Consider the following 19,652-nt stretch of genomic DNA (forward strand, 5'->3'; position numbering starts at 1 on the left):
ATACTAACTCTCCATTTATTTTATACTTCCTATACTTGGAATAGGATATATTCTAAACTTTACTATACCTATTATTTTTTTACCATCTATATAGGTGTTTTTCCATCGCCTTGAATCTAATGATATAGGTCTATTATCTCCTAAAAAGAAATATTTATCTTCTGGAACAGTATAACTACCTATAAAATCATCTTTAGATTGTACATAATCTTCTTCTAAATATTCTCCATTTATATATACATCTCCACTACTAATAGATATGTAATCTCCTGGTAATCCTATTAGCCTCTTTACCATATATTCTCCTTTTTCTTCTGAAAAGAATACTACTAAATCTCCTCTTTCTAAAAGATCTAGCTTATATAGTCTGTTTACTAATACAATATCACCAATATTTAATGTTGGTACCATAGAAGAAGTAGGTACTCTTGCTTTAAAAAATATAAATTTATTTACTAGTATCGCTATTAATAATGATATTCCAATTATTTTTACATAATCTTTTGTACTACTTGATTTTTTTCCTTCTTGTAAATTTTCTTCTGATAGTTTATTTAGAAGTTCTTGGAATTTTTCAAGCATTATTAGTATCTTTTCCTTTCTACGACTATTTAATTCTTCCTATCTCATCGAATGGATATACTTTCACTTGTGCCTTACCTTTTATATCTTGGCCATCTATATAAGGGTTAATCCAATATCTTGAATCTTTTGACCAAAGTCTATTATCTCCTAAAAAGAAATACTTTCCTTCTGGAACTTTATATTCTCCATTAAAATTATCATGTGCTCCTATATAATTTTCTACTAAAACTTCTCCATTTACTGAAACTGATCCATTTACAATTTTAATTTCATCCCCTGGAAGTCCTATAAGTCTTTTGATTAAATCTTCTTGCAATTCTTCTGAATAAAATACTATTATATCTCCTCGCTTTAACTTATCTAGATTATATACTCTACTTACAAATAATCTATCATCTACATTTAGAGTTGGAACCATTGATTCAGAAGGTATATAAGCTTTAAATATTACATATTTATTTATAGCTAAAGCTAATAAAACTGCTACAATTATTGGTATTCCCCATTCATAAAAGAAACCTTTTGTTGGTATTCCTCTTTCATCCAAAAAGGCTTTTATTTTACTTACTTTTTCTTCATTCATTACTACTCCCACATACCTTTCATCATATTTTTAATATATTCTCTTCTATTTTTAGTTAAAACATCATCTACTTTAAATCGGTCTCCCTTTTTTACTAATATATCGCCTTCATTAAATTTACCATCAATTAAATCTTTTTTTATGTTAATGAAATCTCCAAGTTCTGTTTCTAAAACTGCATATTCTCCTTCTATTCTGTCTATAGTAAAATTATTCATATCTTATTGGCATTAATGCCTCTCACCTCTTTTTAATTTCTCATATTCTAGTATAACATAATTATTTTAATTATTGACTAATATAAATACAAAACCTATATAATTAATAAGCTATTTGTTAATTATAAATTTATTATACTATAAAAAAATAATAGTATATGTAAACGCACTACATATACTACTATTTTCAAATAAATTAATATCTAATTTTAATTAAATCTCTGATGATACTAACTCTTCATAAGTTTGTCTTTTTGATACTATCTTTGCTTCTCCATCTTTTACAAATACTACTGCTGGTCTTAAATTTTTATTATAATTATTTGCCATAGAGAATCCATATGCTCCTGTTGACATTACAGCCAATATGTCGCCACTACAAATATTAGGTAGCTTAATATCTTTTATTAATATATCTCCGGATTCACAACACTTTCCTGCTATAGTAACTGTCTCATTAATTGAATCATTTATTTTATTTGCTAAAACTGCTTCGTATTTTGCTTGATATAAAGCAGGTCTTATATTATCTGTCATTCCCCCATCTACTGCTACATATTTTCTTATTCCTTGAACTTCCTTTATTGAACCTACTTTATATAATGTAGTTCCTGCATTAGCAACTATTGATCTTCCTGGTTCTATTGTTAAAATAGGTTTATTTAAAGATAATTCTTTGCATACTTTATTTACTCTTTCTAATATGACATTACAATATTCTGATGTTTCCTTAGGTTTATCTCCTTCTGAATAATATATTCCAAAACCACCACTAAATCTAATTCTTGTATTGTGTGTCCTGTTTCTTGTCTTATATCATCTATAAATTTAAGCATTATTTCAGCAGCATCTCCAAAAGGTTCTGTATCAAATATTTGTGAACCTATATGACAGTGAAGTCCAACTAAATCTATATTATCAAAAGATAAAGCTATCTTTACTGCATTCATAATATTATCTGCAATAGGTGCAAATCCAAACTTTGAATCTAGTTGCCCAGTTTTTATATAATCATGAGTATGAGCTTCTATTCCTGGAGTTAATCTTAAATATATTTTTTGTACTTTATTATACTTATTAGCTATTTCATTTACTTTTTCCATTTCCCATAGGTTATCAACTATAAACCTACCAACTCCAAGCTTCACTCCTAAGTCTATTTCTTCTAAAGTTTTATTGTTTCCATGAAAATAGATATTTTCTAAAGGATATCCTGCCTTATGTGCAGTATATAACTCTCCACCAGATACTACATCTAAGCAAAGCCCTTCTTCTTTTATTAACTTACACATTCCTACTGTTAAGAAAGCTTTCCCTGCATAAGCTACTCTATTTCCATCTTCTTTACATTTAAAACTTTTAACATACCCTCTACAAATATCTCTTATAAGTTTTTCATCCATTACATATAATGGTGTACCATAATCTTTAGCTAATTTTGTAGCTTTAATACCACCTATACATAATTCATTTTCTTTGATTTCCATTGCCCCAAATAACTTCATAATTTACCTCCATATTATTTAATTGACCAAAATAAAAAACCACCGTAATAACGATGGTAGATTTTCACAATATAAATGGTAGCTATAATTATGGTACCCATAATTTCATAAAATGATTTTTCGTAGCTCTCCACTTACGTGACAGTGATACACATATTATATGTATCCCCAGAAATAAACTTTGCTTTTTTATTTCTTCGGCTATTAATCCTTTCGTCATGTTTCTTCGCTTGCCAGCTCTTCATAACTACTATTATTAACAGCTCCTCTACCTAATAATCTTAAATATATTATTTTAAAAGTCCTAAAACTATGTATATTATTAAAAATAGTTTGTTTTTAATAAAATTTATAGTTCATTAATATTATTATACACATTTTACAAAATTATGCTATATATTTTCAGAATTTTTTAAATTTTATTTCATCCTCTATATTTATCCATAAGACTACTCATTATATCTCCTGTTACTGGTGGAGTATATGTTATTGCATTTGCTCCTGCTTCTATTGTTTCTAATATAGAGCTTTCTGTTGGTCCACCTGTAGCCATAATAGGGAAGTCTGGAAACTCTTCTCTTATTTTTCTAACTATTTTTGCAGTATTCTTTCCTCCAGATACATTTAAAATAGTAGCTCCTGATTCTATTCTATCTCTTATATTTTCGCATTCTGAAACTACTGTAACTATTACAGGTATATCTATAGTTTCTCTTATTTTTTTACTATATTATTTGCAGTTGGTGCATTTATAACTACCCCCATAGCCCCTTTAAATTCAGCATCCAAAGCAAGATTCACAACTCTTTTTCCTTGAGTTATTCCACCACCTACTCCACAAAATATAGGTACATCTGCAGCCATAACTAAAGCTTGCGTTATAAGTGGCTGAGGAGTAAATGGATAAACTGCAATTATTGCATCTGCATTTGTATTTCTTATAATGGCAACATCTGTAGTAAATAATAAAGACTTTATTCTTTTACCAAATATCTTTATTCCACTACACTCTCTAATACAAGTTGGTACTTCAATAACATGACTTCTTAAAGTACCTTTTATTTCTGGAACAAGTTTTACTTTTTTTACCCCCATGAATATTCCTCCTATTGATTCTTTAATTATATATCCCAATTAATATCTATCTAATAATTTTTTAGTTTATTATATTATACTCTTTTATTAATAAATTGAAATACTAAAAAATCTTTTATTGTTTAAACTATATTTTTATGACTTTTTACCTAGTTATAATATATAATTAGCTTATGTAAACTATAATTAATAATACATAATTTCGAGGTGATTTTAATGTTAACAAAGAGAAAACTATATCCTCCCTATACTGTATTAATAATAATGTATGTCTTTTTTATTGTTTTTGCTTTTACTATAGATTCTCCTAAAGAGATTTTATCTGGATTAAAAACAATATTATTTACACCTGATATCTTAATAACAGATTATATAGAAATTGGTGGAATTGGAGCAACCTTTGTAAATGCTGCTCTTACAAGTCTTGTTTCTATATTAATTTTAGTTATTATAGGTATAAAACCTAATGGTTCTACTATTATGGCTTTATATCTTATGACTGGTTTTTCTTTTTTTGGAAAAAATATATTAAATATTTGGCCTATTATGATAGGTGTATATTTATTTTCTAAATATCAAAAGGAACCTTTTTTAAATTATACTCTTGTAGCTTTACTTGCAACATCACTAGCTCCAACTGTTAGTCAATTAAGTTTTACAGGGTATTTCTCTACTGGTACTGGAATAATTCTTGGATATGCCTTAGGGATTTTTACTGGTTTTGTATTACCACCTATAGCATCTCATTGTATTAAAGCCCACAATGGATATAATTTATATAATATTGGTTTTGCAGGTGGGCTTTTTGCTACTTTATTAATGTCTATTTTAAGAAGCATTGGAATAAATTTTGAAACTAGACTTATTTGGCATACAGGCTCTAATAAAATCTTTGCTATATTTTTATTTACTATTTCTATATACTTGATTGTTATAGGATTAATTTATAGTGATAATAATAAAAATAAATTAATTAATATAAGTAAACAAACAGGTAGATTAGTTAGTGACTTTTATATTCTCTTTGGAGAAGCTTCATATATAAACATGGGTATATTAGGAATAGCTTCTACTACTTTTGTTCTGCTTATAAAAAGTGATTTAAATGGCCCAACAATGGCTGCTATTTTTACTATTATGGGATTTGGTTGCTTTGGTAAACACCTAAAAAATATTACACCTATTGTAATAGGAGCATGTTTAGCATCACTACTTCATGTTGATCCTATAAACTCACCAGGTTTAATATTATCAATTTTATTTTCAACAGCACTTGCCCCTATATCAGGTAAATTTGGTTGGAAATTTGGTATAATTGCAGGATTTTTACACTTAAACATAGTTACTAATATTGGCTATCTTCATGGTGGCTTAAATTTATACAATAATGGTTTAGCGGCAGGTTTTGTAGCAATGATTTTAATACCATTAATAACTACATTTAGGGAGGAACAATATTAAGATGAAGTTTAAATTAGAAAAAAACTTGAGAATTGTAAGTGAACTTATAACGTATTTCCATAAGCTAGGTACCGATGATGTACACCTAGATATTAAAAATGAAGAAAACAATTCTTATTTTTATATATCAGGAAAGGTTTTAAATTTATCTAAAAATGAACTAGATAATTTAAATTCAATTTTAAATACTAAAAGACAACATGAAGTTGAACATTATTATTGGAATTTAGGTGGGGAAAGCGAACTTGATTGTGAATTATCCTTAGTTGGTATGATGGTAGATAATGTTGCTATAACTTATGAAAATAATATACTTTCTTTAAAAATATTACGTAAAGAAAATTAATTTTATACATAAAAATAGTAGGAATCTAGTACGCTTCCTACTATTTTTATATTAATAGCTTTTATAGTTCATTTCTTCTAATACTTTTTTTACTACTTTTGTTCCTATTTTATCTTCTTTCATTTCATCTAATGCCACTTCTAACTTACACCATGACATCCCTTCAACTTCTGTAGATTTATTAATTTCACCAGAAACATATTTTGCCATAAATGTTATCATTAATATTTCTTTATCTTGAACAAAATCAGATCCTAAGTATTTGATATTAGCTACATCTAATCCTGATTCTTCTTTAACCTCTCTATAAACTGTTTCTTCAGCTGTTTCATTGTGGGAAACATATCCTGATAATAAAACTTTAGAGTCTTTAAAGATATAACTCTGCTTTAAAAGTAGTATCTCATCGCCTTTTATTACAGCAACCATTATGCATGGCTTTGGAGTATCAAAAAACATAACATCATCATGACTACAATAAGGTACTCCTCCTTCATCAAAGCTGTATTTTTCTTCTAGTTCTTTTCCACATAAGGGACAAAATTTAAACTTCATTTATTCACCCCAAATTTCGTTTTTTATTTTCTAATCTTTATTTAAGCTTTACTCTATTATAATACAATTTCAACTGGATTGTTTATAATTATTCCATCTTTATAAACTTTACAAAAATACCTTCATATATATTTTTATTATATCTCATTTCTCTCTCCTTAAACTTGCCATTTTTTCTTAGCTTTCCACAATATGCCCTAATTATTGCATGTCCAACACTTTTTCTACATAAAGTTATCCACACATTAAATTACTGAAGCCCTTATTTTATCTATATTACAGTAATATTTTAACATTATCCACAGATTTTATCCACATTCATGTGTGTTTTGTGAATAACTTCAAAAGGTTATGCACAGCTTGTATATTTTTCAAAATTATCCCATTACATATATCTTCGTAATTCGTCAAAAATCACTATCTTGTTACAAACACATATTCGTACCTCATATCTTGTGTCAATACCCTTTTAAAAAGTTTTCAACAGTTTTTGAAAGTTGTCCACATTTTGTGGATAACTTTTAACATTCCTAACACATTTTTCACCATTTTTTCAGGTTTTTCTTATTATAATTAGTATTGTGGATAATTTAATTGACTTCTTAAGTTTTTCTTAACTCTATTTTATTATTTCCTTAAAGATACTTCCAACATCTTGTATTAACACTATGCCTTCCTTATACTATTAACATAGACAATTAATAGTAATTTAAATTGATGTAAATAAATATATTATCGGGGGTGCTAATAATAATGACTAAGCAGATGTTTTTAGATATATTAAAAACTGGCTTAAGTGATCTTCCAACAGGAATTCTTGGAGACATTTTATATGAATATAAAGATTATTTTGATACTGAAATTGCTTCTGGAAAAACTGAAGATGAAATAAGTGAAGAACTTGGAAGTCCATATGAAATAATAAACAAATATAGAGATGGATATTTAAAAAAATATACTCCTAACGAAAATAATTCTTCTAATTATAATAGTAGTGATTTTATAGATGCTAACTACTCAAATGTTAATGAAGAAAAAGAAAACATTAATCACAATTATACTGAAAATAACAATAAAACAAATACCATTAATGATACTGAACCTAGTAAGACCAATACAACTAACATTATCTTGACATTAATTATATTAGTTTTAGGGTTAATATTCTTAGGTCCTATGATTTTAGGTTTAGGTGCTGGAACTTTAGGTTTAATTGTTGGTATGTTAGGTGCTACTTTTTCATTAAGTATTGCAGGTATAGGAATATTAGTAGGAAAAGTTGTTACAAATACTGTTGGAATTTTTGTTTTTCCAGCCTTTATATTAGACTTTCCAAATTCAGTTATAGTATTAATGGTTATAGGATCTGTTTTATCCTTTATATTTTTCTTTTTAGTAGGATATTATTTAATTAAATGGATTATACGTCTATTAGCTAGATTTATAGATTGGCTATCTTTAAAAATAAAGGGGGAAAAGTAATGACTAAGAAAAAACTAATAAGCACTAAAATGAAAGTCTTTATGTTATCTCTCCTTCTAGGTTCAGTTATAGCTTTCTCTTTTGCTGGAGTGATCTTATATAATAGTGGCTTCTCTTTTGCTAATTATTTTAATGTAGCAGAATGGCAATTAGGACTTCTTTCTCATTCAGATTATAATTATAGCTTTAGTAGTGATGAAAAATATTCAATAAACCAAGATTTAAATGGTATTGAAGAACTAAATGTAGACTTTAATGGCTATACTGTTTATTTTGAAAATTATGAAGGTCCGAATCTTGCTCTTGAAACATCTAATAGATTTTTAGATTTAGATGAGAATAGTACTGATTCTCCTTTTGAAATTTCATATGAAGGTAATAAATTAACTGTAAAACCTAATAAATCTATTTTATCAAATGTTAATGAGAACTATTTATTTATAATAAAAATACCTTATTCATATAATAAAAACCTTAATATTAACTCAGTATGTGGATCTATAAAATTAGATAGTTCACAATTAATTAATCTTAATATAAACTCAATTAATTGCGATGTTATGCTATCTAACTTAAACTGCGAAAATGCAACTATAAATATAACAAATGGTAATATTGCCACTAACGCTTTTGTTAGTAAAGTATTTAACGCATCAACTATAAATGGAAATATAAATTCCACGCCTATTTCTGGTGAAATAAAGTTATCTACTATTTCTGGTGATATATCGGCTTTATTAACAAATTCAGTTACTAAACTTGATGCATCAACTACTTCAGGAAATATTCACTTTAACCTTCCTGTTGAAAGTAATTTTACTTTTAATTACTCAACAATTAATGGTGAATTTTATCAAGACCTACATGAAGTTAGTTCTACTATAAAAGAACCTTCTAAATCTTCTGAAGGAAATATTACTTTCTCCACTGGTACTGGAGACAATAAAATTAATGTAAAAACTGTAAATGGTAATTTAACCTTAACTAATTAAAATAAAGAAAAGCTATAAATCCAAGGATTTATAGCTTTTCTTATATGTAAGTAACTGGTTATCTTGTTGCATATCTATTTTTAAAGTAATGAGATAAATATTGAATTATTATTACGAAAGGTCCTACCATACCTGTTACTATTGACCACACGTATTTAGCTTGTCCCTTTTCTTCTGCCATTTTAAATGATACAAAAACAGACGCTACTATTATTAATATAAACATTATACTACTCATTTTTATCTCCTTTTTAACTTTTTAATAAAGTTATCCTTCTATTCAAATCAATTTTACATAAAATCTTTATATTTTTCAAGAACTAATATTCATTTTAATTTTAAACTTTTTATAAACTTAATTGTTAAGTTCCAAAAAAAGACCTAATATTAATTAGGCCTTATCATATTTTTCTTTATTCACTTATTGTTGGTAAAGCACTTAAGTTATTTGACTCATCTTGATCTGGTAAACTTCTTAAATATTCTTCACCTTTTTTAGAGACTCCAACAGCTACGCCTTGTATATTACCAGCCTTAGCTAATTGTACTCCTTCTTCTTTAGATACTCTTTCGCCATTTGAAAGCTCATATCCTATAACTTCACCTGAGTGTTTTATTAAAGATTTTATTGCTTTTGCATCAGCATTAGGTGTTGGAACTTCCTTGTTTATATTGATTGGTAGTCCACCCATCATTCCATCATTTTGATTATTCATAAATAACACCTCCTATAAGTTATAGTGTTATTTTGTCCAATAAATTATCTTTAATTCAAATTTTTAAAAATCAAGTTGAGGGAAGCCTTTACCTTTAACTTCTTCAATATGTCCTATTGTAATAAATGCATCTTCATCTACTGAATTAATAAATTCTTTTAAACTTGTTAACTCTTGCTTTTCAAGAACAGTATATATAATGTCCTTATCTTCTCTACTAAAAGCACCTGCACCCTTTAAATGTGTGCAACCTCTCTTTAGTTCATTTATTATGTAATTTGAAATTTCTTCATTTTTATCACTTACTATAGTTATTTGCTTTTTAGCATTAAATATTGCTATTAACCTATCTATCATTGGTCCATTAACTAGTACACATAATAATGCGTAGAATCCTGTATCTGATCCAAAGGTTAATCCTGCTAATAAAGTTATAAAGAAATCTACCATTAATAAAGAAATACCTATATTAAATTTAGTGTATTTATTTAATATTTTTGCAACAATATCAGTTCCACCTGTTGAAGCATTTCTGTTGAATACTATTGACATACCTATTGATACTAATATAGTACCAAATATTGATGCTATCATTAAATCATTTGTAATAGCATGTGGATTTCCAAACTTCTCCATAAGCCATATTATTGCTGATAACCCAAAGCTTGCGTATATTGTTTTCACTCCAAATTCAGGCCCAATAACTATAAATGCTATTACATATAATATAGCATTTCCTATAAACAACATTCCACCTATAGATATTGATGGAATAAAGTGATTAATTATCAATGCTGTCCCTGATAATACCCCTGCTGCCAAGTTATTTGGTGCATAAAAATATACTAGTGCAATTGCAACTAATATAACACCAAAGGTTATAATTCCATAGTCTTTTAACTCTTTAAAGAATTTTTCTTTACTCATCCCTAACACGCCCCTAATTATTATGCGAAATATTCATATTTTCCCATATTCCTACATAACATATTTTACCGTCTGTTTTTTGTTTTTCTGTTGTTTAGTAACAATAAATAGAATAACAAAAATTTGATAATTTTAATAGTGGAAATTTATAAAAAAAATACTGAGCTTATCTAAATAAGCTCAGTATCTTCTACTCTCTCCAAACTTCATCAATTATTCCATCTATTTTTTCTTTTGCTAATTCTATAGCATTATTCTTTTCTTCATCTGTAAATCCAGTTCCATCAACTAAAAGCTCTTCAAACCTTTTTATTCCCATTGATTTAGCTATGTCCTCAATGTAATTTAATCCTTTATTTAATACAAGCCTTAACATCCATGGAATATGTGCACCTGATGATTGAATATAAACCATTCCTCTTGGTTTATCATTTAATAAACCTTCTATTTTATTTTCTTTTATTTTTATTGTTTTACCGTCCATAACTATACAATCAATATATTCTTTTAAAGGAGCTGGGAATGATAAACTCCACATTGGAGCTGCAATAACATACACGTCAGCTTCTTTAAATTGATCTGTTAGTTTTACAATCTTATGTACTTCCTCTTGTTGCTTTTTATCTAACTTATTAAAATCCTCTTCCTTAATCATGCAGTTTCTTTTTTCAAAATATTCATATTCCAATCTTGGTATATGACAATCATAAAGGTCTAATTCTTCAAGTTCAAAATCATTATGTCTTTCTAAAAACCTATTTACAAAAGCTCTCCCAACAGTTTTACTTGCTGATATTGATTCAGGTTTTGAATTTACAGTTATATATAATAACTTTTTCATAAATATCACCTCTACTAAGTATTCCTTAGTAGTATTTGATATTTAAGCTATTATTATTTATCTAATAAATCTTTAACATAGTTTGGTAACATAAATGCCCCTATGTGTAGGTCTGTATTATAATACTTTGTTTTAAGACCTAATGCATTCCACTTCTCTGCATTAAAATCTTTTATTGGATGTAAATCTTTTGATGCAAAACAGAACATCCAATGTCCTGATGGGTAAGTTGGCATATGATATTGATATGCTTCACATACATTAAATAAATCTTTTAGTTTATTAAATGATCTTCGCATTTCTCTTTGATTATTTGGATAATATGGACTTTCACATTGATTTATTAAAATTCCTTTATCTGTTAATGCATCAAAACAATCCTTATAAAACTCAGTAGTAAATAAACCTTCCCCTGGACCAATTGGATCTGTAGAATCTACTATTATTAAATCATATACTTTTTCTTTACCTTTGATAAACTTAATCCCATCTTCAAATAATAAATTTACTCTTTCATCATCTAACTTATTAGCTGTAAATGGTAAAAATTCTTTTGATGCCTTTACAACATCCTCATCTATTTCAACCATATCTATATTACATATATTTTTATATCTAGTTAACTCTCTTACTGTACCACCGTCTCCAGCACCTATAACTAATACATTTTCTATATTTTCATTGGTAGCCATAGCTACGTGAGTTATCATTTCATGATAAATAAATTCATCCTTTTCTGTAACCATTGTCCAATTATCAATTACAAGTACTCTACCAAACTCATAAGTATCTAAAACATCAATTTTTTGAAATGAGCTTTGATTTGAGTACAAGTGTTTTTTAACTTTCATCGAGAAATTTACATTTTCTGTTTGGTTTTCAGTGTACCATAATTCCATATTCATGTATTAAACCTCCATCTTATAATTAATTTTCATATTATCATAGGCACCATTAGCAAAAGTTTTTACTTTATCTACTAAGCCTCTAGCTACTTCTGTTGATTCACTTCTCTCTGACTTTAAAACCTCTTCAAGATATTTAAATCCAATCCATGGATTAACAGAATCTCCACAAGTAAATAAATCTACTGATGCATAACCATATTCTGGCCATGTATGAATAGTAAGATGTGATTCCTGGATTATTACAGCTCCGCTGACTCCCCAGGGATTAAATTTGTGAAAACAACTTGTTACTATTGTTGCATTTGCTTCAATAGCTGCTTGCTTCATATACTCCTCAATAATTTCATGATTTTTTAAAATTTCCTTATCACAGTTGTAATACTCCACTAAAATGTGTCTTCCTAATTGTTCAATTTTCATAAAAAAATCCCTCCATTAATATAAATTTTTAATTCCATCCAACAGATAAATATTTAATTAACAAAAATGCTTCACTCATGCAACCTCCTATTTTTTGTTTAAAAGTTTAGTATTTGTAAACTTAAAGTTAATTTATACTAACTATTCCAGTTTATCATCCACTCTTTTTATTGTCAATATTATCAAAATAATTTTATTTAAAATGGAAATTAAAGAATAAAAAAGCCTTTTGGTAAAAATATACCAAAAGGCTTTTATGTTAAAATTTTATTAAGCTGTTTTAAATTGATCTGCAGCAACTATTGCTTGATCTGCACTCCAGAAAATCATTTCTTTTCCTATTTTTTCGTAAATTCCAGCTCTAGCTATAGTATTTTTAACTTGAGGTTGAAGTCCACATAACATAAGCGTACATTGTTTTTCTTCTAAATCTATACGCAGTTCTTCTAAGGCTTGTATCCCTGAAGTATCTATTAATGGAACTCCTCTCATAGAAAGAATTAATACAGTTCCTTCTTTTATTTCTGAAAGCTCTGATTTAAACTTTTCAACTGTTGCAAAGAATAAAGGACCTGTAAAGTAAGCAACTTTAACATTGCTTAAGTTTTGATTAATGTCAATATCATCTGCTAATCTATCTTCATCAACTTCATTTATTGAAATATCCATATTAGAAATTTTAACAATGAATAATAGGCTTGAGAATATTACACCTATTAAAATAGCTTGAGTTAAATCAAACATAACTGTAGCTATCATTGTTATTAGGAATTTAGAGATAGCACTTTTAAATCTTTTTGAAAACATATATTCGATGTTTTCCCATTCGTTCATTCTCCAAGCTGTAACCATTAATACCCCAGCTAGTCCTGCTAATGGTATTTGTGACATTATTGGTGCAAGGACAAACATTGATACTAAAAGGAATAAAGCATGGAATACGCTAACTAATCTAGTTTTTCCACCTGATTTAATTGCAACGCTTGTACGAGCAATTGCTGCAGTTGCTGGAACTCCTCCAAAGAAAGGAATTATCATATTACCAATTCCTTGAGCGATTAATTCTCTATTAGAATTAAATTCTTCACCCTTCATCTTCTTACCAACTTCTCCGCAAAGTAAGCTTTCTATCATTGCAAGAGCTGCTATACTTATTGATGGCACTATTAACCCTTTGACTGTAGCTAAATCTATAGCTCCTATAGTCAATCTGTCATCAAGGAATAATGTCTTTGGAATACTACCAATAACTTCTACTGGAAGTTTAAAAATAAGGTTTATACCTAGTGCAAGTATTAATCCAATTAATGATGAAGGCACTATAGCATTCCACTTTTTAGGCCATACTATCATTGTTAATACTACTACTCCACCAAGTAAAACTGCATACCAGTTAGGATTTAAAGGTCCTTGAAGGAAATGTATCACTTTTCCTGCTGCTGACTCTGCTCCTTTAGTAGACACTCCAAAAAAATTATCTAACTGTCCTATTGCTATTATTAAAGCAATACCTGATGTAAATCCAGTAACAACTGGTGATGGTATATAAGAAACTATTTTACCAAATTTAAATATACCTGCGATAACTAATAAAAGTCCTGCTATTGCACCTGCAATCCAAACTCCATTTAATCCATATTTTTGGAATAATAAAATTAAGATAGCACTCATTGCTCCAGTTGGTCCAGATATTTGGAAGGATGCTCCAGATAAAGCTCCTATAACTAAACCTCCTATTATAGCAGTAATAAGTCCTGCTGCTGCTGTGGCTCCACAACTAACACCAAAGGCTAAAGCTAAAGGCAACGCTACTGCTGTAACTGTTATACCAGCCATTAAATCTTTTTTAAAGCTGTTTAGATTATAGCCTTTAAACTCATTAATAAGGTCATTTTTATAATCACTAAACATTATTTCACTCCATTTCTCTATTTAAGTGATATTTTTCAATTGCTTCCTATAAAATCCATTTTAAATGCATTTTATATGCATTTTAATTTTAATGCTTTACTTTAATAAATTCAACTATTGTATTTCAAGTTTAATGACTATTCTACTACTATACAGGATAGTTAAACGATTTAATTACTTTTTTGCTCTTTATTTTCATTTATTATAAATTTAACTATCCTATCCTTATAATTTTTCCCTTATTTTTACTTTTTATCTTTGAAACTTATCTCCTTTATCTAATTATCTTTCTAGTAACTGCTCCAATACCTATCCCCATCATAGCAACACCAACTAACATTTCTACATTAGTAACCATATAACTACTTGCTGTGGGTTGAGCTGTATTAAACCCAACTCCTGCAAACATTCCCACGCTTAAATTAATTGCTTCATTGAAGTACTCTTTTAGTTCTGCTAAATTAAAATTATTAAATATCGTATAGTAGTTAACTAACTGCCCATTTATATCAATCCCAAATCCTAAATATAAAACTGAAAAAATTAATATTATGATTATAGATGAATATACTGCATATATAGGTCTTTCTCCATATCCACAAGTTGACCAAGTTAAAAATGAAACTATTCTAGGCATAGGTTTTAAAACTTTAGCTTTAGTTTTTTGTGCTAAATAATAATACTCCCCAAAATTATTGTTTAATTGATTTCCTTTGAATTTATTAGCCAAAGTTTCATAAACCATATAAATCCCTTCATATTCAGACCTAGTTTTACTTCTTAATTTTATTTTATCTACAAATGTCTTTTCATCCATTTTACTTATGTATTTATCTCTAAATTCTAAGTCTTGTATGTATGTATTTAATATCTTAGCTCCACTTAAATCAGTATCAGCTATTATAGTTAAATTTAATTCTGAATTTTTAATTATTACGCTTGTCATATCTGTTAAATTGAAATTTGAATTTTGAATACTACAATTCTCAAACACAGCATAATTCAATAAGCAATTAAGAAACTTTCCATATATATTGCATCCTTTAAAAATACATGAAAAATTATCATTTTTATTTAAAGAAGGAATTGCATCACTTTCTTCCTTAAATAATATACAATTTTCAAAAGCTACTCCTCCACTACCAAAGTCGCAATTTATAAAATAGCATCCTATAAATTTACAATCTTTAAACTTCATGTTGTTAAACTTACAGTTTTGAAAAGTACTACAAATAATATCTTTATTTGAAACCTCCTCAAAGTTTTCTTCACCCTTTATCCTATGTTCCCCAAATATACGGCCATTAAAATCCTTATAACTATATTCTTTATCTGGCATATAATCTTTAGATATATTTTTAGTTTCTCTTAATTTCTTAAATAGCTTTCCATTATTTTTAAGTCTATTATGGAATTGATTTTTTGCTTTGGAATTTTCTTCTTTAAAGTTTATGTACGCCAAATCTTTCACCTCTTGTATCTACTAATAATTTTTAGTATTCCACAATGATGTACTTTTATTATTTTATTTAAAATAAGTTATTTGAATTTGCCTCTAATTATTAATTTTAATATTATAAATTATAAAAACCCTCTATTTTTTTAACAGAGGGTTTTTTCAATATGTTAAAATATATTATTCAGCCTTAATATTTACAAACACATCATCTGCTGATGGTTTCTTCTTTATAAAGCCTTTATTGTAAAGCCATTCTATATTTTCTTCCCAAACTTTTGAATCTTGTGAAAGGAAATTAGCATTTTCTGTTTCCATCTTAGGTAATAAAATATCCATACTTTGTTTTTCAACTGCTTCTGTTAATGGGAAGCTATCTGCTTGTTGATGATCTAATAGTAATTTTAGTGAAGCTTGTGGATCATTTTTCATATCTTCAAAACCTTTTTTAGATGCTCTCATAAACTTTTCTACAACTTCTGGTTTTTCTTCTATTGTTTTGTTATTAGCTACAAATACTAATTCATATGCATTTGGAACACCATAATCTGATGGATAGAAATAATTAACATCTAACCCTTTGTCTATCATTACTGGTACTTCGTGATTTACCATTCCACCTGTAGTTGCGTTAACCTTCTTAGTTGCCATTGATGAAATTATATCAAATCCTATATCTACTAAGTTAATTGAATCTGGATTACCATTGTCATTTTTAACCATATCTTTAACTATAGCTTCTGTTAATGGATCACCTGAATAACCTATAGTTTTATTCGTAAAGTTCTTTGGTCTAGTTATATTTTCTTCTTTAAGTGATATAACAACATTTAAACCTGATTGAACTATTGCTCCAACTGATTTTACTGGTATATTTTCATTTGCTATTGCATTTATTAAATGCTGTGGATAATATATTCCAAAAGTAGCTTGACCTGCTCCTGTTAATGATAGTGGATCTGATGAGTTAGCAGGAAATTTAACATTAACCTTTAATCCTTCTTTTTCATAATATCCCTTTTCAATTGCATTATATATAAAACTGTGTACTGCATTTGGATACCAATCTAAAACTAAATCTACTTCCTCTAACTCTTTAGAGTCAGTACTTACCTTTCTATTTGTTCCACATGATATAAGTGTTAAAGTTAAACATAAAATAAGTACTAATGATGATATTTTCTTTAAGTTTTTCATTATAATTCACTCCTCCATTTAATTATCTTCTTTTCTAATATGTTTACTATTGCTACTAAAATTATTGCTAGCAATGAAAGTATTACTATTGGTGCAAAAACTCCTGCTCCATTAAGTTGAGTCATCATTCTTTTACTAAAATAACCAAGTCCAGCTTGAGCCCCCAGCCATTCTCCAATAGCTGCTCCAATTAAACTAATAGGTACTGCCATCTTTAAAGCTGAGAAAAAATGTGGCATAGCTGTTGGTATCTTTAATTTTAAAAATATATCTTTTTTAGAGGCTCCATAAGTTACTAAAAGTTCTTCCATTTCTCTTTTAGTTGACTTGAAACCATCATAAACATTAACTGTGATTGGGAAAAATGTAATTAATACTGTAACTACAACCTTGCTTGAAATTCCATATCCAAACCATAATACAAATAATGGAGCTAAAGCTGTAATTGGTATAGTTTGAGTAACTACAACTAAGGGATATAAAGCTCTTTCTATAGCTTCATTTAAATCCATAATTATAGCTAGTCCAACACCTAATATTATTGCAATAGCTAAACCTATTATTGTGACTGTAACTGTTGCTTTTAAATGTACTGTAAAAAGAACATCTCTAAGTTTCCAAATTTCCTCTACTATTTTTGTTGGGGACGGTAATATATACATGGCATTTATGTGTCTAGCTACACCTTCCCATAATAGTAATAATATTGCTGCTATTATTATTGATGGTGCATATTTTTTCATATTTTCACCTTCTTCCTTAATTCGTTAGTGTAAAGTTTTTTACACTACTTTTCTTTTTAAATCTTTATATATCAAGGTTTCGCCAGTTTTTTTGTATAAAAAAATAACGACCCCCTAATTTCATGTTAAAATTGAATCTCTAACCAAACAAAATCACACATGAAAGGATGTCGTTATTATGGATTCAATTATAACTTATTTAATTACTTATAATCAATATTTAATTGCCATTATCGGTCAATTACTTTTATTCATCTCAAAACATATTCCACTTAACCAGATGATATTTGATGATTCTAATAGTCCAGAATACCAAAAATTCAAAGTAGATAAGCTACCCACAATTATTAGATTTGAAAAGGTAGACTATATATTACTTTTAGCTTATTACAAACATAAATATAACAAGACCGTAAAACCCGTCCAAAGACGGAACGGGAAGTCTATCCCTAAAAAAACTAAATGTCCTAAGTGTGGTGCACCACATGAATATATATACGATAACAATGGCAGTAAAGGACAGTTTCAATGTAAAGTTTGTGGTCTTACATTTAAAGAAACTAATCACACAACTAAACCAATAGTATTTATATGTCCTTATTGCGGTGCTACGCTTACGGAACAAAAGCAACGCAAGCACTTTAAAATACATAAATGCAATAATTCTAAATGCTTATACTATCAAAGAAATCTTAAGAATCTTCCAAAGAATATTGATCCTTGTGATAAATACAAGTATAAGCTTCATTACATATATCGTGAATTTAATATTAACTTCTTTAAAATGGATCTATATCCAATATCAAAACATGCTACCGGATTTAGTTTTAAGAAGTTTAGCCCGCATATAATGGGACTATGCTTGACTTATCACGTTAATTGTAAAATGTCTACAAGACAAACAGCTCATGTTTTAAAAGAAGTTCATGGAATAAAAATTTCACATAGAACTGTTGCTAATTATGCTCTAACAGCAGCTGCTGTTATTAAGCCGTTTGTTGATACCTTTGATTACAAACCCTCTAAAATACTTTCTGCCGATGAAACTTATATAAAAGTAAAAGGCATTAAGCATTATGTCTGGATTGTAATGGATGCTTGTAAAAGGTCTATTCTAGGTTATCAAGTATCTGATACAAGAGATACTGGCCCTTGTATACTAGCAATGCGTATGGCTTTTGATAAGTTTAAAGACTTCCCTGGAAAAGCTTTAAACTTCGTTGCCGATGGTTACAGTTCATATCCGTTAGCGAAGCAACAATTTGAATTAGAAAAAAATAAAGAATTTAATCTAACTCAAGTTATCGGACTTACTAACGATGATCCAGTATCTGAAGAATTTCGTTGGGTTAAGCAAGTTGTAGAGCGTTTAAACCGTACCTTTAAATCTTCCTACAGGGGTACCTGTGGTTATGGAAGTGATGAAGGTGCTCTTTATGGCTTCTCCCTTTGGGTTGCTTATTACAACTTCTTACGCCCGCATCCTTACAATTACTGGCGTCCTTTAAACGAATTAAAGCAACTAGATGGTATTGACAATATGTCTGCAAAGTGGCAAATTCTTATCAGTCTCGGTCAACAAACCATATTACATATGCAAGAATCACAAACTTCTTGATAAATCATAAAATCAAATATTGATTAAGTTTTTGCCTCCGTTACCGAAGGTCTTTTTAGCATATTCAATTTTAAAATTTTCTTAGATATTATA

19 protein-coding genes, 2 pseudogenes and 1 riboswitch are annotated in these 19,652 nt (G+C 28.2%); of the genes and pseudogenes, 5 read left to right on the plus strand and 16 right to left on the minus strand.

All coding sequences use genetic code 11. The features are described 5' to 3' along the window. Positions 1–15: 15 nt before the first annotated feature. The 5 genes and pseudogenes from lepB (BTM21_RS12135) to BTM21_RS12155 form a co-directional block, all read right to left on the minus strand. A complete protein-coding gene (gene lepB / locus BTM21_RS12135) occupies positions 16–582 on the minus strand; it encodes a signal peptidase I (RefSeq protein WP_021874544.1) in 567 nt (188 codons plus the stop codon). A 25-nt stretch (positions 583–607) separates the two neighbouring features. Further along, positions 608–1,168: a signal peptidase I gene (lepB, locus tag BTM21_RS12140; RefSeq protein WP_021874545.1), complete on the minus strand. Its 561-nt coding sequence runs from the start codon at positions 1,166–1,168 to the stop codon at positions 608–610. 2 nt (positions 1,169–1,170) lie between these two features. Continuing rightward, complete coding sequence (locus BTM21_RS12145; RefSeq protein ID WP_021874546.1) at positions 1,171–1,386, minus strand: DUF3006 domain-containing protein; 216 nt, start codon at positions 1,384–1,386, stop codon at positions 1,171–1,173. A gap of 213 nt (positions 1,387–1,599) precedes the next feature. Continuing rightward, positions 1,600–2,891: pseudogene (gene lysA, locus BTM21_RS12150) on the minus strand (diaminopimelate decarboxylase). A gap of 115 nt (positions 2,892–3,006) precedes the next feature. After that, positions 3,007–3,170, minus strand: a riboswitch (Lysine riboswitch). 145 nt (positions 3,171–3,315) lie between these two features. Then, a pseudogene (locus BTM21_RS12155) lies at positions 3,316–3,986 on the minus strand (hydrolase). 216 nt (positions 3,987–4,202) lie between these two features. Here BTM21_RS12155 and BTM21_RS12160 point away from each other — a divergent pair. Both BTM21_RS12160 and BTM21_RS12165 read left to right on the plus strand, forming a co-directional pair. Beyond that, positions 4,203–5,447, plus strand: coding sequence for a DUF1576 domain-containing protein (locus tag BTM21_RS12160; RefSeq protein WP_021874551.1), 1,245 nt, complete (start codon positions 4,203–4,205; stop codon positions 5,445–5,447). A gap of 1 nt (position 5,448) precedes the next feature. Then, on the plus strand, positions 5,449–5,793 hold the full coding sequence (locus tag BTM21_RS12165; RefSeq protein ID WP_021874552.1) for a hypothetical protein: 345 nt from the start codon (positions 5,449–5,451) through the stop codon (positions 5,791–5,793). A 51-nt stretch (positions 5,794–5,844) separates the two neighbouring features. Here BTM21_RS12165 and BTM21_RS12170 read toward each other — a convergent pair whose 3' ends face one another. Continuing rightward, positions 5,845–6,348, minus strand: a complete 504-nt coding sequence (locus BTM21_RS12170) for an NAD(+) diphosphatase (protein WP_021874553.1) — start codon at positions 6,346–6,348, stop codon at positions 5,845–5,847. A gap of 753 nt (positions 6,349–7,101) precedes the next feature. Here BTM21_RS12170 and BTM21_RS12175 point away from each other — a divergent pair. Then, positions 7,102–7,830 carry a DUF1700 domain-containing protein gene (locus tag BTM21_RS12175; RefSeq protein WP_021874555.1) on the plus strand — a complete coding sequence of 243 codons (729 nt, stop codon included), beginning with the start codon at positions 7,102–7,104 and terminating at the stop codon, positions 7,828–7,830. Continuing rightward, on the plus strand, positions 7,830–8,822 hold the full coding sequence (locus tag BTM21_RS12180) for a DUF4097 family beta strand repeat-containing protein (RefSeq protein ID WP_079481668.1): 993 nt from the start codon (positions 7,830–7,832) through the stop codon (positions 8,820–8,822). The genes BTM21_RS12175 and BTM21_RS12180 overlap by 1 nt, the downstream gene beginning before the upstream one ends. 58 nt (positions 8,823–8,880) lie before the next feature. On the opposite strand, the gene BTM21_RS12185 is transcribed toward BTM21_RS12180, so the two are convergent. The 10 genes from BTM21_RS12185 to BTM21_RS12230 all read right to left on the minus strand — a co-directional run bounded on the left by BTM21_RS12185 (position 8,881) and on the right by BTM21_RS12230 (position 17,941). After that, positions 8,881–9,060 (minus strand): hypothetical protein, encoded by a 180-nt coding sequence (locus BTM21_RS12185; protein WP_021874557.1) that lies wholly within the window; start codon positions 9,058–9,060, stop codon positions 8,881–8,883. Positions 9,061–9,235: 175 nt separating this feature from the next. Then, the gene (locus BTM21_RS12190) at positions 9,236–9,538 is read right to left on the minus strand and encodes a DUF3892 domain-containing protein (RefSeq protein WP_021874558.1); all 303 of its coding nucleotides are present in this window, start codon (positions 9,536–9,538) and stop codon (positions 9,236–9,238) included. Between the two features lie 63 nt (positions 9,539–9,601). Continuing rightward, positions 9,602–10,465 (minus strand): YitT family protein, encoded by an 864-nt coding sequence (locus BTM21_RS12195; RefSeq protein WP_096145447.1) that lies wholly within the window; start codon positions 10,463–10,465, stop codon positions 9,602–9,604. 190 nt (positions 10,466–10,655) lie between these two features. After that, positions 10,656–11,306: an FMN-dependent NADH-azoreductase gene (locus tag BTM21_RS12200; protein WP_021874560.1), complete on the minus strand. Its 651-nt coding sequence runs from the start codon at positions 11,304–11,306 to the stop codon at positions 10,656–10,658. Between the two features lie 53 nt (positions 11,307–11,359). Continuing rightward, entirely contained in the window at positions 11,360–12,205 is an 846-nt protein-coding gene (gene speE, locus BTM21_RS12205) for a polyamine aminopropyltransferase (RefSeq protein WP_079481885.1), read from the minus strand. A gap of 9 nt (positions 12,206–12,214) precedes the next feature. Continuing rightward, the gene (speD, locus tag BTM21_RS12210) at positions 12,215–12,628 is read right to left on the minus strand and encodes an adenosylmethionine decarboxylase (protein WP_197685104.1); all 414 of its coding nucleotides are present in this window, start codon (positions 12,626–12,628) and stop codon (positions 12,215–12,217) included. A 276-nt stretch (positions 12,629–12,904) separates the two neighbouring features. Then, on the minus strand, positions 12,905–14,545 hold the full coding sequence (locus tag BTM21_RS12215; RefSeq protein WP_021874563.1) for a SulP family inorganic anion transporter: 1,641 nt from the start codon (positions 14,543–14,545) through the stop codon (positions 12,905–12,907). A 274-nt stretch (positions 14,546–14,819) separates the two neighbouring features. Next, positions 14,820–16,007: a pentapeptide repeat-containing protein gene (locus BTM21_RS12220; protein WP_079481670.1), complete on the minus strand. Its 1,188-nt coding sequence runs from the start codon at positions 16,005–16,007 to the stop codon at positions 14,820–14,822. Positions 16,008–16,181: 174 nt separating this feature from the next. Next, positions 16,182–17,198, minus strand: coding sequence for an ABC transporter substrate-binding protein (locus tag BTM21_RS12225; RefSeq protein ID WP_021874565.1), 1,017 nt, complete (start codon positions 17,196–17,198; stop codon positions 16,182–16,184). Next, positions 17,198–17,941, minus strand: coding sequence for an ABC transporter permease (locus BTM21_RS12230; RefSeq protein ID WP_021874566.1), 744 nt, complete (start codon positions 17,939–17,941; stop codon positions 17,198–17,200). The genes BTM21_RS12225 and BTM21_RS12230 overlap by 1 nt, the downstream gene beginning before the upstream one ends. 178 nt (positions 17,942–18,119) lie before the next feature. Between BTM21_RS12230 and BTM21_RS12235 the strand changes: the two genes are divergently transcribed. Further along, positions 18,120–19,559 carry a DDE-type integrase/transposase/recombinase gene (locus BTM21_RS12235; RefSeq protein ID WP_079481036.1) on the plus strand — a complete coding sequence of 480 codons (1,440 nt, stop codon included), beginning with the start codon at positions 18,120–18,122 and terminating at the stop codon, positions 19,557–19,559. The last annotated feature ends 93 nt before the right edge of the window (positions 19,560–19,652 follow it).

The organism is Clostridium chauvoei, from assembly GCF_002327185.1.
Taxonomy (GTDB): Bacteria; Bacillota; Clostridia; order Clostridiales; family Clostridiaceae; genus Clostridium; species Clostridium chauvoei.

Coding starts and splice junctions, on each gene's coding strand:
- lepB (WP_021874545.1), bottom strand. CDS start 1,168: ATGAATGAAGAAAAAGTAAGTAAAATAAAAGCCTTTTTGGATGAAAGA.
- BTM21_RS12170 (WP_021874553.1), bottom strand. CDS start 6,348: ATGAAGTTTAAATTTTGTCCCTTATGTGGAAAAGAACTAGAAGAAAAA.
- BTM21_RS12200 (WP_021874560.1), bottom strand. CDS start 11,306: ATGAAAAAGTTATTATATATAACTGTAAATTCAAAACCTGAATCAATA.
- BTM21_RS12195 (WP_096145447.1), bottom strand. CDS start 10,465: ATGAGTAAAGAAAAATTCTTTAAAGAGTTAAAAGACTATGGAATTATA.
- BTM21_RS12185 (WP_021874557.1), bottom strand. CDS start 9,060: ATGAGTAGTATAATGTTTATATTAATAATAGTAGCGTCTGTTTTTGTA.
- BTM21_RS12225 (WP_021874565.1), bottom strand. CDS start 17,198: ATGAAAAACTTAAAGAAAATATCATCATTAGTACTTATTTTATGTTTA.
- BTM21_RS12180 (WP_079481668.1), top strand. CDS start 7,830: ATGACTAAGAAAAAACTAATAAGCACTAAAATGAAAGTCTTTATGTTA.
- BTM21_RS12145 (WP_021874546.1), bottom strand. CDS start 1,386: ATGAATAATTTTACTATAGACAGAATAGAAGGAGAATATGCAGTTTTA.
- BTM21_RS12165 (WP_021874552.1), top strand. CDS start 5,449: ATGAAGTTTAAATTAGAAAAAAACTTGAGAATTGTAAGTGAACTTATA.
- lepB (WP_021874544.1), bottom strand. CDS start 582: ATGCTTGAAAAATTCCAAGAACTTCTAAATAAACTATCAGAAGAAAAT.
- BTM21_RS12160 (WP_021874551.1), top strand. CDS start 4,203: ATGTTAACAAAGAGAAAACTATATCCTCCCTATACTGTATTAATAATA.
- BTM21_RS12230 (WP_021874566.1), bottom strand. CDS start 17,941: ATGAAAAAATATGCACCATCAATAATAATAGCAGCAATATTATTACTA.
- BTM21_RS12215 (WP_021874563.1), bottom strand. CDS start 14,545: ATGTTTAGTGATTATAAAAATGACCTTATTAATGAGTTTAAAGGCTAT.
- BTM21_RS12235 (WP_079481036.1), top strand. CDS start 18,120: ATGGATTCAATTATAACTTATTTAATTACTTATAATCAATATTTAATT.
- BTM21_RS12190 (WP_021874558.1), bottom strand. CDS start 9,538: ATGAATAATCAAAATGATGGAATGATGGGTGGACTACCAATCAATATA.
- BTM21_RS12175 (WP_021874555.1), top strand. CDS start 7,102: ATGACTAAGCAGATGTTTTTAGATATATTAAAAACTGGCTTAAGTGAT.
- speE (WP_079481885.1), bottom strand. CDS start 12,205: ATGGAATTATGGTACACTGAAAACCAAACAGAAAATGTAAATTTCTCG.